A 16,682-nucleotide genomic window follows, 5' to 3' on the forward strand; every position below is an offset into this window, starting at 1 on the left:
GTCGGTGCGGGGGACCGCTCGGGGACTTCCCAACCGGACACGGCCTTGCCATGAACGAAGGAAGCCCGGCCGCCACCCGGCCGACACCTCCCAAGGGTGCGCTGTACCGACTGGGGCACTGGTGCGCCCGTCACTTCATCGTCGTCATCGCGCTGTGGCTGGCGGCGATGGTGGGACTCCAGATCACCGACAGGGCGGTCGGGGGACAGTACTCCGACGACTTCGACCTCCCCGGGGTGCAGTCGACGGAAGGGCTCGACGCCCTCCAGGCACACGACCCCGCGGCCGCCGGCTACGCGGCGCAGATCGTCCTGAACAGGTCCTCCGGGCCGCTCGCGGACGAGGCGTCCGTCATCAACTCGACCGTCACCGCACTGGAGAAACTGCCCGACGTCATCGGCGCCCAGAACCCCCTGCCGCCCCCGGGCACCACCCCGCCCGCCCTCCCCGCCGGGGTCCCCAACACCGGCCCGCTGTCCACCGACGGCAAGACCGCCTACATCACCGTGCGGTTCAGCGTGCCGCCCTCCACCCTCGGCACCGACTACCTGCCCGGGGTCGACGCCGCCGTCCAGCCGCTCCGCGACGCGGGCGTGGACGTCGAGTACGGCGGCCCCCTCGGCGAACTCGCCCGGCCGGCGGCCGACGACCGCACCAGCGAGGCGATCGGCTTCGCCGTCGCGATCGTCGTCCTCCTCATCGGCTTCGGCAGCGTCATCGGGGCCGTGCTCCCGCTGATCACGGCGCTCCTCGGGGCGATCTGCGGCCTCGCGCTCCTCGGCCTGATGGCGGCGGCCTTCACCTTCGGCACCGTCTCGCCCACGCTCGCCACCATGATCGGCCTCGGTGTCGGCATCGACTACGCGCTCTTCCTCATCACCCGCCACCGCCAGAACCTGATGAACGGGCACGATCCCGCCGAGTCGGCGGCCCTCGCCACCACCACCAGCGGCCGCGCCGTCCTGGTCTCCGGCTGCACGGTCATCATCGCCCTCTCGGGCCTGTGGGTCTCCGGCGTCAGCTTCATCGGCAAACTCGGACTGGCGGCCGCCTTCACGGTCGTCACCGCGGTCCTGGCCGCGCTCACCCTGGTCCCGGCCATGCTCGGACTCGTCGGCAAGCGCATCGACCGCTACCACGTCCGCAAGCCCGTGGCGGAGAGCGACGCCGAGCCCGGCGCGCCCGCGCACGGCACCTGGCACCGGTACGCGCAGCGCGTGGAGAAGCGCCCCTGGTGGTTCCTGACCGGCGGCGTCCTGGTGCTGCTCGTCCTCGCCTTCCCGCTGCTCTTCATCCAGCTCGGCCACATCGGCGACGGCGCCGACCCCGAGTCCTTCACGGACCGGCGCGCCTACGACCTCATCTCCACCGCCTTCGGGCCCGGCGCGAACGGCCCGCTGACCGTGGTCGTCGACCAGTCCGCCGTACCCTCCGCGGACCGCGCGGACCTCGCGGACAAGCTCAAGCAGGCACTGACCGGAGTCCCCGACGCGGCCTACATCACCCCGCTCCAGGCCACCCCCGACGGGGACGTACTGGTCGGCACCGCCTACTCGGTGGCCTCCCCGCAGGACGAGAAGACCACCCAGCTGACCAACCACCTCGTCGACGACGTACTGCCGCAGGCGGCGGCCGGCACCGACGCCCAGACGTACGTCACCGGCACCACGGCCTCCCAGGTGGACTTCCTCGACCTCGTGTCCAGCCGGCTCCCGCTGATCATCGCCGTGGTGGTGGGGCTCGCCTTCCTCGTCATCCTCATCGTCTTCCGCGGACTCCTCGTCGCGGTGAAGGCCGCCGTCCTCAACGTGCTCTCCATCGCGGCCTCCTACGGCGTGGTCGTGGCGGTCTTCCAGTGGGGCTGGGGAGGGCCCGCCCTCGGCGTCTCCGGCAAGGTGCCCATCGAGAGCTATGTGCCGATGATGATGTTCGCCATCGTCTTCGGCCTGAGCATGGACTACGAGATCTTCCTGCTGTCCCGGGTCCGCGAGGCATGGCTGCGCACCGGCGACTCGAAGGCCAGCGTGGCCCACGCCCTTGAGATCACCGCCAGGGTGATCACCTGTGCCGCGCTGATCATGGTGAGTGTCTTCGCGGCCTTCATCGTCTCGGACAACATCGTGGTCAAGATGCTCGGCCTCGGCCTCGCGGCCAGCGTCCTCATCGACGCCACCGTGGTGCGCCTGCTGCTCGTGCCCGCGGTGATGACCCTCCTCGGCGAGCACGCCTGGTGGACCCCGCGCTGGCTGGACCGGATCCTCCCCCACCTGGACACCGAGGGCGAGGGCGAGCCGGAACCGGCCGTGGGCGCGGCGAAGGGCGGCCGGGGCTCAGCCGCGTGAGAGTTCGCCGAGCAGCTTCCAGGTGCGCACCCTGCCGTCCTCGCCGTCCAGCTCGGTGGCCGTGAACACCACTTCGGTCGCCCCCGCCTCGCGGTAGCGCCGTACCTCGGCGGCGACCGTCTCCTCGTCGCCGATCACGGCGACCTCGGCCGCCCGGGCGGCACCGGACGCCTCGATCGCGCGCCGGTAGGACGGAATCCGCTCGTACAGCGCGAGCGCCTCGGCCGCCTTCTCCCGAACGGCGTCCACCTCGCCCCGTGCGGTGACCACGCCCGGGACGAGGGCCACGATCCGGGGAGCGGGCCGGCCGGCCGCCGCGGCGGCGGCGGTCACGGCGGGGACGATGTGCTCGGCGAGCGCGCGCGGCCCCGCCAGGAACGGCAGGATCCCGTCGGCCAGTTCACCGCTGACACGCAGGGCCTGCGGACCCATCGCGGCGACGAGGACCGGCACGGTCGGCCGGGCGCCCGGCACCGCCGCCGAGTACGGCGTCGTCGCGGTGAGCAGCTCGCCGTGGAAGTCGGCGCCGCCCGTCTCGAGCAGCGGACGGAGCGCCGTCAGGAACTCCCTGAGCAGACCGATGGGCCGCTGGTACGGGATGCCGAAAGCGGTCTCGGTCAGGTGCGGGGTGCCGAGGGCGAGCCCGAGGTGATAGCGGCCGCCGGTGGCCGCCTGCGCGGTCTGCGCCTGGCTGGAGACGAGCAGCGGATGGCGGCCGAAGACGGGGACGGCGGAGGTCCCGACCTGGAGACCGGGCACCTCGCGCCCCACGATCGCGGCCAGGGAGGGAGAGTCGTACGCGAAGGTCTGGCCGAACCACGCCGAGTGCAGGCCCGCGTCGCGCGCCTCCCGCGCGAGCCGCACCGTGCTGTCGATCGTGCGCTGGACGGAGGTCGAACCGAGCGTTACTCCGAGAGTCATGTCACCGCCAACCGGCCCGTCCGCCGACGGGATTCCCGCCCTTGTGTGAAGAGTGTGTTGCACGGCGCGGAGCGGCCGGCGGGGAGCCGGGCCGGGGGAGGCGAAGGACGGCCCGGGACACCCCGCGATGATGGGCCGATGACGACTCTCGCAGAGGTGGACGCGCTCGCCGGCCGCGCGCACGCCGGACAGACCGACAAGACCGGTGTCCCGTACGTCGAGCACGTCCGGGCCGTCGCCGCCGGCCTGGAACCGCTCGGCCCGCACCTGGCCATGGCCGGGCTGCTCCACGACGTCATCGAGGACACCGCGTGGACGGCCGAGCAGCTCCGTGCCGCCGGGATCCCGGCCCGCGTCGTCGCCGTCGTCGAGGCCGTGACCAACACACCCGGCACGGCCTACGAGGACAAGATCCGCCGGATCACCGAGGACCCCGACGCCACCCTCGTGAAGATCGCCGACAACGCCCACAACAGCCGGCCGGACCGGGCCGCCGCCCTGCCGCCCGAACAGCGCGAACGACTCGCCGCCAAGTACCGGGCGGCCCGGGAGACCCTGTGGGCGGCGGCCGACCCCGAGCACATCGCGACCATCCTGCGCATCGTCAACCCCGACCTCCTCGCAGAACTCGGCTCCCACTGTGACGCGGGTCACGGGAACCCGCTCCGGGGGCCGGACAGACGAGAGACGTGAACATCGACATGCGCGCACGCGTCCGGGACGGAGACCCCTCGGCCTTCGCCGAACTCTTCGACTCCTACGCCCGGAGCGTCTACAACCACGCCTTCCGGCTGACCGGCGACTGGTCGGTCGCCGAGGACGTGATGGCGGCGACCTTCCTGGAGGCCTGGCGGCTCCGGCAGAAGGTGGACCCCGACGGGGGATCGCTCCGCCCCTGGCTGCTCGGCGTCGCCACCAACGTCTCCCGCAACCACTGCCGCGGCAACCGCCGCTACCGGGCCGCCGCCGACGCGTACGCCGCCGCCGGACAGGCCGCGGCCTCGGTGCCCGACCACGCCTCCGAGGTCGCGGGCCGGATCGACGACAGGCGTCGCATCGCCGCCACCCTGCGGGCGCTCGCCACCCTCCGTCGCACCGAACGCGAAGTCCTCGTCCTCTGCCTCTGGGAAGGCCTCGCCTACACCGAGGTCGCCCAGGCCCTGCGCGTCCCCGTCGGCACCGTCCGCTCCCGGCTCTCCCGCGCCCGCGCCAAGCTCCGAACCGGCGCCGAGGCGGAACTCGCCCGAGAGAGAGGCGAACACGTCCCGGAGAAACGGGAACCCGCACCCCGCACCCGACAGACAACAGGTGATCGCGTGAACGCGGTCCGGCCCGCGCAGGAAGGAATCCGATGAACCCCGACCCGGACAAGACCCGTACGGCGAACCGGCACGAGACCGGAGGCCTCCCCGCGATCGAGGAGCACGACCTTCCTCGGGGCCGCCACCAGTTCCACAAGGAGCGCCTGATGAGCCAGATCCACGACGACCGCCGCGCCGCCGCCGCGCGCACCCCGCGCAACCCCTTCCTGCGGAAGGCGATCCTGCTGCCCGCCGCCACCGTGCTCGCCGGAGCGCTCGCCGTCGGCGTCCTCGTCCTCACCCCGGGTGCGGGCGACAGCCCCGTCGACCGCGCCACGGGACCCGCCCTCACCACCACCATCGGCACCGTGGACGCCCAGGGCGCGCCCCGGCTCCTCGACCGCATCTCACTCGCCGCCGCCGGGGCCGACGCCCCGAACGGCCGCGCCGGCCAGTACATCTACATCGAGACGCGGTCCGCGAACACCCATGTGAAGACCGTCGACGGCAGGAGCAGCCTCGTCAGCGACCCCCTGCACACCCGGCAGTCCTGGAGGTCGCCCGACGGTCTCAAGGGCTGGCTGATCGAGCCCGGCAACACCGCCCCCGAAGGCATCACCCTGGAAGGCCGCGACGAGAAGGGCGACGTGCCGAAGGCGCACCTCGGCGCGCCCTCCCACGACTACCTCGCGACGCTCCCCACCGACCCCGACGCGCTGCTGCGGAAGATCTACAAGGAGACCGAGGGGCAGGGCAACGGCAGGGAACAGCAGGCCTTCACCACCATCGGAGACCTGCTCGTGGAGAGCTGGCCGTCCCCGAAGCTGACGGCGGCCCTCTACCGGGCCGCCGCGAAGATCCCCGGTGTCGTCATGGTGGACAGCGCCACGGACGCCGTCGGCCGCAAGGGTGTCGCCGTCGCGCGGCTCGACGAGACCAGCGGATCGCGCACCGAGTGGATCTTCGACAGCAGGACCTTCACCTTCCTGGGCGAGCGCACCGTCCAGGTGAAGGGTGAGGGCGGCGAGGGCGGCCTGATCAAGCCCGGGACCGTCGTCTTCACCCACGCGATCATGGTCCGGGCCTTCGTCGACGACATCAAGGTCGTGCCGTAGGCCTCAGGACACCCGTCCGGACGACCAACCGCCCAGCTCCGTCGGGCGGTTGGTGATGATCCCGTCCACTCCGAGCGCGTCCAGGGCCTTCCAGCGAGCCGGACTGTCGACCGTCCAGACGTTCACGGCGACCCCCGCCGCGTGCAGGTCGCGGACGAGCTCCGGGCGGGCGGACAGGGCCCGGTCCGAGGGGTTGTACGAGGCGAGGTGCAGGTCCTCGGCGACCGCGACGGGGTCGGCGTCCAGGGTGTCCCGCAGGAGCCCCAGCGGCAGTTCGGGGGCCAGCTCGTGGACGTACCGCAGGTGCGACACATCGAAGCTCTGGACGAAGACGCGGTCGCTCATGCCCTGTTCGCGCACCAGCTCGACGATCCGGGCGACCTGGGTGTAGGTGTGGCTGCCCTTCACCTCCAGGAGCAGCTTTCCGCCCCGCAGGCGAAGATCCGCCAGCTGGGCCTCCAGTGTGGGCACCTGTGTGCCGGCGAAGGCCGGGGCGAACCAGGAACCGGCGTCGAGGGAGTCCAGTTCGGTGGAGGTCAGCGAGCGGATCGGTCCCGTGCCGTCCGTGGTCCGGTCGACGGTCGCGTCGTGGAGGACGTACGGCACGCCGTCCTCGCTGGGCTGGACGTCGTTCTCGATCCAGACGGCACCGCCCCGCCGGGCCACCTCGCCGGCGATCAGGGTGTTCTCGGGGGCGGCCGAGGAGGCCCCCCGATGGGCGATCACGGTCACGGGTGTCCCTGCCGGGCGGATCCAGGGACTCGCCGCCGCGGTGTCGTCCGCCGCGGGGCGGAGGGCCGCCAGCGAGGGCGGGGCGGTGGCGACGAGCACGGCCGCGAAACCGGCGACGGCGGTGACCACGACGACCGGACCTGCGGTCGCGCGACGCCGGCGGGGACGGGAGGCGGGCGGGTGAGGGTCTCTCATGACCGCCCACTCTAAAGGGCGACGGGATGATCCAGCCGAATCGGGCGGTGGTGCTCGCGTCGTGCCGTGGGGCGGAAGAGGCGGGAGGCACGAAGAGATTCCGGAGGATTCCCTCGGGGGTGCTCACCGGAACCGGCGGGAACCTTCACCCGGCCCTCACCGAAAGTCGCCCGGTTCTGCCCGAACCGTGGAGATGTGGCTGAATCCTCCTCAACTGCGCCTCGGTCGGCGCACCGTTGCCGGTGTCGCGAACAGGTTTGCGTTTCGCTCAAGCGTTCTGGAACTCTCCGTTCGACTTACTGGCACAGGAGCAACGGAGACAACCCCACATGCCCACAAGGCGCATACGTCGCGCGTGGCTCACGGTCGCCGCCACGGCCTCGCTCGCGTTCACCGGCCTCGCGGTGCCGGCCCAGGCGGAGGACCTTCCGCCCGCCGCCCCGCAGAGCTGGGTCCAGGAGCCCCGCACGACCGAGGCGAGCGCCTCACCGTTCACCACCCAGGGCTGGACCGCCCCCGGCGGCGCGGCCTCACCCGGTGACTTCACGATGTCGCCCGGCGCGATGAACGCCGAGACCACCACCCGGGTGACCCGTCTGGACTCGGTGCTGCCCAAGTCCGGCGTCCAGAACCTGCTGGCCGGCGCGAACCGCACCGTACAGCCCTGGTGCTCCCGGGACCCGTTCGGCACCGCCTCCGACCCCGACATCAAGTACTGCCTGCAGAACGACGACTCCGTCTCGCAGGAATGGGTCCCCCAGGGCATGACCGGCGTCTCCGACGCCAAGGACAACGAGCTGTGGGGCACGGCGGGCAACATCCAGCTCTTCGCCTCCTACGACGGCTGGGACCCGGGCCGGGAGACCGACCCGAACCCGGCGACCGGCGACTGCACCACGGCCGAGCTGGAGGCCGATGACGCCTGCAACCAGAAGGGCGTCCGCATCACCTTCGTCCAGAGCCGGACCAACCCGGCCACGGGCAGCCCCGAGGTCAAGTACCGGCACGTCCTGCTGGGCTGGACCTTCGTGAACTCGGCCGACCACGTCTCCTTCGACGGTCTGCACGCCGCCGAGTACCCGATCCAGAAGGGCGTGCACGCCGGCGGGATCGTCTGGTACGGCAACTACCTCTACGTCGCGGACACCCGCAACGGCCTGCGCGTCTTCGACATGCGCTACATCATGGACCTCGACCCGGACGGCGACCCCAAGACGCACGACGCGATGGGCTCCGACACGGACGGCGTGAAGACCACCGCCGACGTCGAGGACAAGACGAAGGTCGGCCGGCACGACAACGTCTGGTACAGCTTCGGCTACCGCTATGTGATGCCCCAGGTGGCCGCCTGGAAGTTCAAGGCGACCCAGAGCAACCCGCAGGGTTCCTACGCCTGCGTCTCCACCGGCGCACCGAAGGCCTCCTACATCTCCCTCGACCGCAGCGCCACCCCGGACCGGCTGCTCATGGGCGAGTACTGCCGTCCGCAGAGCGGCTATCCGTCCACCGGCCGCATCGCCTCCTACCCGGTCGCGGACCTGGAGGGCCGCTCCGCCGACGTCACCGCGGAAGGCTGGGCCAACTACCTGCCGCTGACCAACGGCGGCGCCCAGGGCGCGGCGGCGGTGGGCGGCACGCTGTACGTGAACGAGTCGAAGGGCACGGACGAGCCGGGCAACCTCTGGCGCTACCAGTGGAGCAACGGCGACCTGGTCCCGTCGGGCCAGGCCGTCAAGACCGCCCGCGGCGCCGAGGACCTCTACGTCGAGCGCGGCGCGGGCCGGCTGTGGTCCCTGTCCGAGCACCGTCCGGGTTCTGCGGCCGACTGCACGGCCAACCGTGACAGTGCCGATCCGGCCGGGACGGACTACTGCCAGCGCGTGCTCTACGGACACCGGCTGAGCTGGCTCGACGGCCGGCCGTAGCGGAGGAAGGCGCCCCCACCGGTCGCGCCCGGCGCGTCGCCGGGCGGGGGCGCCGTCGTATGTACGGCGAAGGCGCGTCGTACAGATGGCGGGGGCGCGTCGCACGTACGGCGAAGGCGCGTACGGCCGGCGCGGTCGCCGGCACCCCCGTACGCGCGCCGCGACACGGCGGACAACGCGAGCCCTTCGCCGGAATCGACCGGTCTGCGGCATGGTGGGAGACGTGCCCGGAGCCGTGCCATCGGGGGACCTCGGCCGGGCCCGTGGAGTCGGGGGACTCATGGACACCGATGAGGTACGTGAACCGCACAGAGCCGGGCTCCGGCGGGAGCGGGGCGGCACGCCCGGCCCCGTACGCGGCCGGAGCGTGCTCGAAGGGGCGTTCGCCCTGCTCGACGCCCTGCGCCGGAGCGGTGACGAGGCAGGGGTGACCGAACTGGCGCTCGTCTGCGGGGTTCCCAAGGGCAGCGTCCATCGTCTGCTCGATCAGCTGGTCACGCTCGGCGCCGTCGAACGGAAGGGCAACCGCTACCGGGTCGGCCCCCAGCTGTACCGCATCGGCCAGGCCTGGGAGCCGCACCCGGGACTGCGGCCCGCCGCCCGGCTGCCGCTCCAGCGGCTCAGGGCCGCCACCGGAGCGAGCGTGGTCCTCACCGTGCTGCGCGAGGACATGGCGATCACCGTCGGCTCGGTCCCGGGCGACCTCGAACCCCTCCTCCCCGTACGGGACGGCGTCGCCTTCCACCTCGACACCGCCGCCGGAAAGGCCCTGCGGGGACCGTTCCGCGGCGGCGCCGTCCTCGACCGGGAGGACGTGATGGACGGGGTGTGCTGCGCCGCCCTGCCGGTCCGCACCCCGGACGGCCGCACGGTCGCGGCGCTCGCCGGCCTGGTACCGGCCGGCCGGCCGATCGACACGCTGGCCCGGGGCGTCGCCGAGGCGGGAGCCGCCATCAGCCGCGCGCTCGCCCGGGGCGGACCGCGGAGAACGGCCCCGCCGACGGCCGCGCTCGTGCCCTGACAGCGCTTCGGGCGGCGCTGTTCCGTCCAGCGGAACGCGCGTAGATGCTGTGCCTGCCCGGCGGGCACAGTAGGTGTCGTGCCGAGGGGAACGGCACACCGGCCCCGCCGAACCGGGGCGGGCCGGCATCACCGTCACGTGAGTGACCCGACGTGTGGGGGGACCACATGCGCAAGAACCGAATCGCCCGAACGGCCGCCACCGCCCTGCTCGGCCTCGGCAGCGTCGCCGCCTTCGCCGGCACCGCCCAGGCCGAGCCGATCGACTACGTGCGGATCGAGCTGGTCGAGCTGCACTGCCAGAAGAACAGCGAGGGCGACCACGACGAGGCGTACCTCAAGATCACCGACGCCAACGGCAACGCCGTCAAGGTCTGGCCCGGCAACGGCGTCAAGTACCAGACCATGGGCACCGGTTACGTCCGCTCGATGGCCGACGGCAACGGCAACGCGGCCCTCATCCTCGGCAAGCAGCAGGCCCGCACCCTGACCCTCTGGGACTACGACTCGACCAGCGGCGACGACAAGCTCGGCGCCACGCTCGTCACCGGCAGCGAGGTCGGTGCCGAGACCCAGTGGCGCTCGGTGGAGGGCTCCGGCGGCGTCTACGTCATCGGCTACCGCGTGATCGACATCTGACCGTCGCCCACCGCCGCGAGGCTCATGCGGGAAGGCCGTGCCGGATCACCGGCACGGCCTTCCTCGCTCCCGCCCCGATCAGGCGCCGTCGGGGGCGAGCAGCTCACCCGACCGCGCCACCCGCGCGTACCAGCGGGCACTGGACTTCGGGGTCCGCTCCAGGGTGTCGTAGTCCACCCGGACCGCACCGAACCGCTTCGCGTAGCCGTAGCCCCACTCGAAGTTGTCGAGGAGCGACCAGAGGAAGTAGCCGCGGACGTCCACCCCGTCCTCCATCGCCCGGTGCACCGCCTCCAGATGCGCGTGCACATAGGCGGCGCGCTCCGGGTCGTGCACCGAACCGTCCGGCGACACCACGTCCTCGTACGCCGCCCCGTTCTCGCTGATGACCATCGGGAGGTGCGGGTACGCGTCCGAGACCCGGGTCAGCAGGTCGTACAGCGCGCTCGGGTCGACCGCCCATCCCATCGCCGTCGGCTCGCCCGGCGCCCGGTGGAAGGCGACCGAGTCCGCGCCCGGCCACGGCGAGTGGTCGCTGTTGCCGTGACCGTCGTCCTGCGGCTTCTCCGCACCTTCCGGCACCTGTGAGACGAGCGTCGGGGTGTAGTAGTTGATCGCGAGCAGGTCCAGCGGCTGCCGCGCGGTCGCCGTGTCGCCGTCCCTGACGAAGGACCAGTCGGTGAGCTGCGCCGTGTCGAGCAGCAGGTCCTCCGGGTAGGCGCCCTCCAGCATCGGACCCAGCCAGATCCGGTTGCCCACGGCGTCGATCCGGCGGGCCGCGTCCAGGTCCTCGGCGGAACCCGTCAGCGGCCGCACCTCGTGGAGGTTGAGCGAGACCGAGATCTGCCGGTCCGCGGGCAGCGAGGACCGCAGGGCCTGCACCGCGAGACCGTGCCCGAGGTTCAGATGGTGGGCGGCGCGCAGCGAGGCCACCGGGTCGGTGCGGCCGGGGGCGTGCACCCCGGAGCCGTACCCCAGGAAGGCGCTGCACCAGGGCTCGTTGAGGGTGGTCCAGCGGGTCACCCGGTCACCGAGCGCGTCGGCGACGATCCCCGCGTACTCGGCGAACCGTTCGGCGGTGGAGCGCTCGGGCCAGCCGCCCGCGTCCTCCAGCTCCTGCGGCAGGTCCCAGTGGTAGAGCGTGAGCGCCGGCTCGATCCCGGCGGCGAGCAGCTCGTCGACGAGCGCCCGGTAGAAGTCCAGGCCCTTCTGGACGGCCGGCCCGCGCCCGGTGGGCTGGACCCGGGACCAGGAGACGGAGAACCGGTAGGCGTTCAGGCCGAGTTCGGACATGATCCCGACGTCCTCGCGGAACCGGTGGTAGTGGTCCACGGCCACGTCACCGGTGTGCCCCTCGAAGACCTTGCCGGGGGTGTGCGAGAAGGTGTCCCAGATGGAAGGAGTGCGGCCGTCCTCGGCAGCCGCTCCCTCGATCTGGTACGCGGCGGTGGCCGCGCCCCAGAGGAAGTCGGACGGGAACGAGCGGGTGGCGGTGAGCGGCCGGGTTTCGGACGCGGTCATAGGAGAGGGCTCCCAACACGGTTACGGGGTCGGTACGTTCGAGACGTTCGGTGAGGCGGGCGGGGCAGCCGGTCAGCTCTTGACGGCGCCGGCCGTGATGCCGCCCACGATGTGCTTGCCGAGGAAGGCGAAGACCAGGAGGAGCGGCACGGTGGAGATGAGGGCGCCGGTCAGCACGACGGCGTGGTCCACGGTGTGGTTGCCCGCGCCGAGCCCGGCGAGTGCCACCTGGAGGGTGGGGTTGCCGTCCGGGGTGAGCGCGATGAAGGGCCAGAAGAAGTCGTTCCAGGCCTGCACGAAGACCAGCATGCCGAGCACGGCCATGGCGGGCCTCGCCACCGGGAAGACCACGTGCCAGATGATCCGGAGGCTGTGCGCGCCGTCCATCCGGGCCGCCTCCACCAGCTCCATCGGCAGTGCCTCCACCAGGAACTGGCGCATGAAGAACACGCCGAACGCGGCGACGAGCGAGGGCAGGACGACCGACTGGAGCTGGTCGAACCAGCCGAGGTCGGTGATGATCTGGTACAGCGGGATGACGCTGAGCTGCGGTGGGATCGTCATGGTGGCGACCACCAGGGAGAGCAGCATGCCCCGGCCCCGGAACGGCAGCTTGGCGAAGGCGAAGCCGGCGAGCGTGGAGAACAGCACGGTGGACAGGGCCACCAGGCTCGCCACGATCGTGGTGTTGATCAGCGCCGCGCCCATGTCGACCTGGTTCCAGGCGAAGCTGAGGTTGTCCAGGAGACGGTTGCCGGGCAGCAGCGGCGCCGGGGCCTCCACGACCCGCTCGCCGCTGTGCGAGGCGGCGACCACGTTCCAGTACAGCGGGAAGAGCGAGACGAACGCGGCCACGACGAGCAGTACGTAGGTGAGCGGTCCCGCGTGGTGCTGCCGGCCGGCCGTCTGCCGGAAGCGGCGCCCGGGGCGGGTCGCCGCCGGGGCGACGGCCGGGATTCCGGACCCGGCCGGGCTCCTGTCGAGTGTGTGCGCCATGAGGTCAGCCCCCCAGCTTCTTGCGGTTGTGGCGGGAGACGAGCGCCTGGGCGCCGCCGACGAGCAGCAGGAGCAGGAGCATGACCCACGCGATCGCCGAAGCCTGGCCGAGCGCGCCGGTCACCCACCCCTTCTCGTACATCAGCAGGCTCAGCGTCTGGAACTGGTTGCCGCTGCCGCCGCTGATCCCGACGCTGCCGCCGAAGAGCATCGGCTCGCCGAACAGCTGGGTGGCGCCGATGGTGGAGACGACGATCGTGAAGAGGATGGTCGGCCGGATCGACGGGATCGTGACGCTGATGAACTGGCGCCAGCGCGAGGCCCCGTCGAGCGAGGCCGCCTCGTACAGGTCCTGCGGCACGGCCTGCATGGCGGCGAGGTAGATCAGCGCGTTGTAGCCGGTCCAGCGCCAGGTGACGATCACCGAGATGGCGATCTGCGCGGGCCACTTGGACGACTCCCAGTTCACCGGGTCGATGCCGACCCAGCCCAGGACGCTGTTGATCATCCCGTAGTCGGTGTTGAACAGCTGGGCGAAGACCAGGGTCGCCGCCGCGATCGAGGTGGCGTACGGGGCGAGGATCGCGACCCGGAAGAAGCCCCGGCCGCGGAGCTTGTAGTTGAGCAGGTGCGCCAGGCCCAGCGCCATGAGCAGCTGGGGAACGGTCGCGATCACCCCGATGGTGAAGGTGTTGAAGAGCGCGTTCCAGAAGAACTCGCTGGTCGCGAGGTCGGTGTAGTTCTCCAGACCCTTCCACGTCGGGTCCCCGCCGAGCTCGACCCGGTTGAGCGAGAGCCATCCGGTGTAGATCAGCGGGAAGAGGCCGAAGGCGGCGAAGGTGAGGAAGAAGGGGGCGACGAAGACGTACGGGATCGCCTTGATGTCCCAGCGGTAGAGCGTGCTGCGCAGGCCGCCGGGGGAGCGGTGGCCGCGCGGGCCGGGGGAGGAGGGCGGTGCTGCGGGCGGCGGGGAGCCGTCCGGCCTCGCCCGAACGGAGGTGGCCACGGGGGCGTCCTTCCAGGGTCGATGCGTGCGGTGGTGCGGACGGTGCCGGTCCGCCGCCCGCAGGCGGCGGCGGACCGGCGGGTGTCCCCCGCTACTGGTCGATCTTGTCGTCGACCAGCTTCTTGACGTTCTCCCAGGCCTTGGCCGGGTCGGTGCCGCGCTGCTCGATGTCGAGGATGCCGTTGTCGGTGAGGAAGGTCTTGACCTGACCGTCGTAGCGGCTGATCACGGCCGGGGTGATCCCGGACGCCGCGCTGGAGAAGATCTTGCCGACGGGGGTCTCACCGAAGTACGGCAGCTTCGCCTCCTGGACCGCCGAGGAGGTCAGCGTGTCCTTGGACGAGGGGATGTTGCCGTTGACCGCGAAGACCTTGGCGTGCTGAGCCGGGGCGGTCAGCCAGGCGGCCAGCTCGGCGGCCTCCTTGGTGTGCTTGCCCGCCTTGGGCACGGCGAGGAAGGAGCCGCCCCAGTTGCCGGCGACCGGCGGCGCGGCGATGTCCCACTTGCCCTGGTTGGCGGGGCCCGCCTGGTCCTTGATGATGCCGGTCATCCAGCTGGGGCAGGCGACCGTGGCGAACTTCGAGTTCTTGAAGGCGGCGTTCCAGGTGCCCTTCTCGTCGAACTGGCGCAGCTTGGCGGTCAGTCCGCCCTGGGCGGCCTTGACGGCGGTGTCCCAGGCGCTCTTCACGCCGGGGCTGTTCTCCCAGTCGAGTTCGCCGCTGGTGTTGGCGTACTGCACCGGGTCGCTGGAGACGACGGCGTTGAAGAGACCGCTCGCCGAGTCGTGGAAGGAGGTGCCGGCGGGCGCGGCCGCCTTGTACTTCTCGCCGGTCTCGATGAACTTGGCCCAGTCGCCGTGCCACAGCTTGCCGACGAGGTCGCGGTCGGTGGGCAGCTTGGCCTTGGCGAAGAGGTCCTTGTTGTAGCAGATCGCCATCGGGCCGATGTCGGTGCCGAGGGCGATGACCTTGCCGTCGCCGGTCGTGGCCTGCTTGACCTTCCAGTCGAGGAAGGCGTCGATCTTCGCGCCGCCCTCCTTGCCGAGGTCGACCCACTTGTTCGCCATCGCCGTGCCGGTGGCCTCGGCGATGTAGCCGACCTCGACGGCCTGGATGTCGGCGACGCCGCTGTTCTGGGCGAGGCGCAGTTTCAGCGTGTCCCAGTACTTCTGGCCGTCGGAGACGTTCGATTCCTCGATCTTGATGTTCGGGTGGAGTCGCTCGTACTCGGCGTAGAGCTTCGCGCCGGTCTTGTTGTCGTAGCCGAAGGAACCGAAGGTCCCGATCCGCAGCGTGATCTTCTCGGTGCTCTGGCCGCCCCCGCCGCCCTTGCCGCCGTTGTCGTCGTCGCTGCCGCAACCGGTGAGCAGGGTCGTGCCGGTCACGACGACGGCGACCGCCGCGATCGCCGCACGGCGTCCGCGTCTGCTGCTGGAAGTGCGCATTCCACTCTCCTCGTCCAAGGTGGTGCTCGTTGTGCGCCAAGAGGCCCGGCCGGCTGATCGCGGCTCGGCGGCGCCTGCCAGGACCTGATGCAAGGCTGTGCGCATCCCGGATGGGAGCGCTCCCACGTCGTTGCCGGAAGGTTGCTGCCTGGCGGGTGCGGGTGTCAAGACATGAACGCGGATTCGTTACCGGAAGGTTTTCCGGGGGTTTCGCGGGCCTGGGCGTGGACGGTCGCGTCATCTCCTGAACACACCTCGTGGCGCGGGGGTGGGGGCGTGGACTAGTGTGGGAGCGCTCCCATCCATGCCTTCGTCTCCGGCGGGACCGTGGTGAGCAGCGCGTTGTCCTACGAGGGGAGTTCGGGAGTTGTGAGCGGACGGCAGAGCGGCAGACCCACCCTGGAGCAGGTCGCGGCCAGGGCCGGGGTCGGCCGGGGCACGGTCTCCCGGGTGATCAACGGCTCCCCCCGGGTGAGCGAGCAGACCAGAACGGCCGTCGCCAGAGCCGTCGCCGAACTCGGTTACGTACCCAACCAGGCCGCCCGCGCACTCGCCGGCAGCCGTACGGACGCGATCGCGCTCGTCATCCCCGAGGCCGAGGCCCGGCTCTTCGCGGAGCCGTACTTCCTCGACCTGATCCGCGGGGTCAGCGCCGAACTCGCCGAGGCCGACAAGCAGCTGCTGCTCACCCTGGTCCGCAGCGAGCAGGAGCGGCAGCGCTTCGAGCAGTACCTGGCCGCCCAGCGCGTCGACGGCGTCCTGCTCGCCTCCGTCCACGGCGACGACCCGCTGCCCGACCGGATCAGGGAACTGGGCCTGCCCGTCGTCATGAACGGACGCCGCTCCGAGGCCGAGCCCGTGCCCTACGTCGACTCCGACAACATCGGGGCCGGCCGGGCGGCCGTCGCCCACCTGGTGGGGCGGGGGCGGAGCAGGATCGCGACCGTCACCGGTCCGCCCGACATGTACGTGGCCCGCGCCCGACTCGGCGGCTACCGGGCGGGGCTCGCGGAAGCCGGACTCGCCCCCGACGAGGAGCTGGTCTCGGCGGGCGACTTCACCGAGGAGGGCGGCCGCCGGGCGATGCGGCTGCTGCTCGACCGCCGCCCGGACCTGGACGCCGTCTTCGCCGCCTCCGACGTCATGGCGGCCGGGGCGCGGGGCGCGCTGCGGGAGGCGGGCCGCCGGGTCCCCGAGGACGTGGCCCTCGTCGGCGTCGACGACTCACCGGTGGCACGGCTGATGGACCCGCCGTTGACGAGCGTGCGGCAGCCCATCGAGGAGATGGGCCGCACGATGGCCCGGATGCTGCTGCAGGACATCGCGGAGGCGCCGGAGGAGCCCCGGCGGCGGGTGCTGCCGACGGAGCTGATCGTGCGGGAGTCGTGCTGCTGAGCGGTTCCGGGGGCGTACGCGACGGGGCGGGAGGGGGGGGGGGGGGGGGGGGGGGGGGGGGGTGGGGAGGGGGGAAGGGGGGGGGGGGGGGAGGGGCGATTCGGCACAGAGATACCACACATACAGTTCC

14 protein-coding genes are annotated in these 16,682 nt (G+C 71.8%); 8 read left to right on the forward strand and 6 right to left on the reverse strand.

From position 1 onward, the window contains the following. Window positions 1-50 precede the first annotated feature (50 nt). Entirely contained in the window at window positions 51-2,342 is a 2,292-nt protein-coding gene (locus ACZ4XX_RS12935) for an MMPL family transporter (protein ID WP_468507975.1), read from the forward strand. Here ACZ4XX_RS12935 and ACZ4XX_RS12940 read toward each other — a convergent pair. Continuing rightward, window positions 2,331-3,263 (reverse strand): TIGR03564 family F420-dependent LLM class oxidoreductase, encoded by a 933-nt coding sequence (locus ACZ4XX_RS12940; protein WP_468507976.1) that lies wholly within the window; start codon window positions 3,261-3,263, stop codon window positions 2,331-2,333. The genes ACZ4XX_RS12935 and ACZ4XX_RS12940 overlap by 12 nt on opposite strands. Before the next feature lie 138 nt (window positions 3,264-3,401). On the opposite strand from ACZ4XX_RS12940, the gene ACZ4XX_RS12945 reads away from it, so the two are divergent. From ACZ4XX_RS12945 to ACZ4XX_RS12955, 3 genes are read left to right on the forward strand one after another with little or no spacing between them, the layout of a single operon-like run. Next, a complete protein-coding gene (locus tag ACZ4XX_RS12945) occupies window positions 3,402-3,956 on the forward strand; it encodes an HD domain-containing protein (RefSeq protein ID WP_468507977.1) in 555 nt (184 codons plus the stop codon). Next, window positions 3,953-4,618, forward strand: coding sequence for an RNA polymerase sigma factor (locus tag ACZ4XX_RS12950; RefSeq protein ID WP_468507978.1), 666 nt, complete (start codon window positions 3,953-3,955; stop codon window positions 4,616-4,618). The genes ACZ4XX_RS12945 and ACZ4XX_RS12950 overlap by 4 nt, the downstream gene beginning before the upstream one ends. Next, complete coding sequence (locus tag ACZ4XX_RS12955; protein ID WP_468507979.1) at window positions 4,615-5,679, forward strand: CU044_5270 family protein; 1,065 nt, start codon at window positions 4,615-4,617, stop codon at window positions 5,677-5,679. The genes ACZ4XX_RS12950 and ACZ4XX_RS12955 overlap by 4 nt, the downstream gene beginning before the upstream one ends. Window positions 5,680-5,682: 3 nt before the next feature. Here ACZ4XX_RS12955 and ACZ4XX_RS12960 read toward each other — a convergent pair whose 3' ends face one another. Beyond that, window positions 5,683-6,606 carry a glycerophosphodiester phosphodiesterase gene (locus ACZ4XX_RS12960; RefSeq protein ID WP_468507980.1) on the reverse strand — a complete coding sequence of 308 codons (924 nt, stop codon included), beginning with the start codon at window positions 6,604-6,606 and terminating at the stop codon, window positions 5,683-5,685. A gap of 329 nt (window positions 6,607-6,935) precedes the next feature. Here ACZ4XX_RS12960 and ACZ4XX_RS12965 point away from each other — a divergent pair, with 329 nt between their 5' ends. The 3 genes from ACZ4XX_RS12965 to ACZ4XX_RS12975 all read left to right on the forward strand — a co-directional run bounded on the left by ACZ4XX_RS12965 (window position 6,936) and on the right by ACZ4XX_RS12975 (window position 10,190). Continuing rightward, window positions 6,936-8,531: a hypothetical protein gene (locus tag ACZ4XX_RS12965; RefSeq protein WP_468507981.1), complete on the forward strand. Its 1,596-nt coding sequence runs from the start codon at window positions 6,936-6,938 to the stop codon at window positions 8,529-8,531. Between the two features lie 280 nt (window positions 8,532-8,811). Beyond that, window positions 8,812-9,552, forward strand: a complete 741-nt coding sequence (locus tag ACZ4XX_RS12970; RefSeq protein ID WP_468507982.1) for an IclR family transcriptional regulator — start codon at window positions 8,812-8,814, stop codon at window positions 9,550-9,552. Between the two features lie 167 nt (window positions 9,553-9,719). Then, on the forward strand, window positions 9,720-10,190 hold the full coding sequence (locus ACZ4XX_RS12975; RefSeq protein ID WP_254047275.1) for a hypothetical protein: 471 nt from the start codon (window positions 9,720-9,722) through the stop codon (window positions 10,188-10,190). A 78-nt stretch (window positions 10,191-10,268) separates the two neighbouring features. Here the strand turns inward: ACZ4XX_RS12975 and ACZ4XX_RS12980 are convergent, their stop codons facing one another. The 4 genes from ACZ4XX_RS12980 to ACZ4XX_RS12995 all read right to left on the reverse strand — a co-directional run bounded on the left by ACZ4XX_RS12980 (window position 10,269) and on the right by ACZ4XX_RS12995 (window position 15,157). Continuing rightward, window positions 10,269-11,711 (reverse strand): GH1 family beta-glucosidase, encoded by a 1,443-nt coding sequence (locus tag ACZ4XX_RS12980; protein ID WP_468507983.1) that lies wholly within the window; start codon window positions 11,709-11,711, stop codon window positions 10,269-10,271. A 72-nt stretch (window positions 11,712-11,783) separates the two neighbouring features. Then, a complete protein-coding gene (locus tag ACZ4XX_RS12985) occupies window positions 11,784-12,707 on the reverse strand; it encodes a carbohydrate ABC transporter permease (RefSeq protein ID WP_468507984.1) in 924 nt (307 codons plus the stop codon). A 4-nt stretch (window positions 12,708-12,711) separates the two neighbouring features. After that, entirely contained in the window at window positions 12,712-13,713 is a 1,002-nt protein-coding gene (locus tag ACZ4XX_RS12990; RefSeq protein WP_468507985.1) for a carbohydrate ABC transporter permease, read from the reverse strand. 91 nt (window positions 13,714-13,804) lie between these two features. Further along, complete coding sequence (locus ACZ4XX_RS12995) at window positions 13,805-15,157, reverse strand: ABC transporter substrate-binding protein (protein ID WP_468507986.1); 1,353 nt, start codon at window positions 15,155-15,157, stop codon at window positions 13,805-13,807. Between the two features lie 369 nt (window positions 15,158-15,526). Here ACZ4XX_RS12995 and ACZ4XX_RS13000 point away from each other — a divergent pair, with 369 nt between their 5' ends. Further along, on the forward strand, window positions 15,527-16,552 hold the full coding sequence (locus ACZ4XX_RS13000) for a LacI family DNA-binding transcriptional regulator (protein ID WP_468507987.1): 1,026 nt from the start codon (window positions 15,527-15,529) through the stop codon (window positions 16,550-16,552). The last annotated feature ends 130 nt before the right edge of the window (window positions 16,553-16,682 follow it).

This window comes from Streptomyces sp. NPDC029956 (assembly GCF_055574655.1).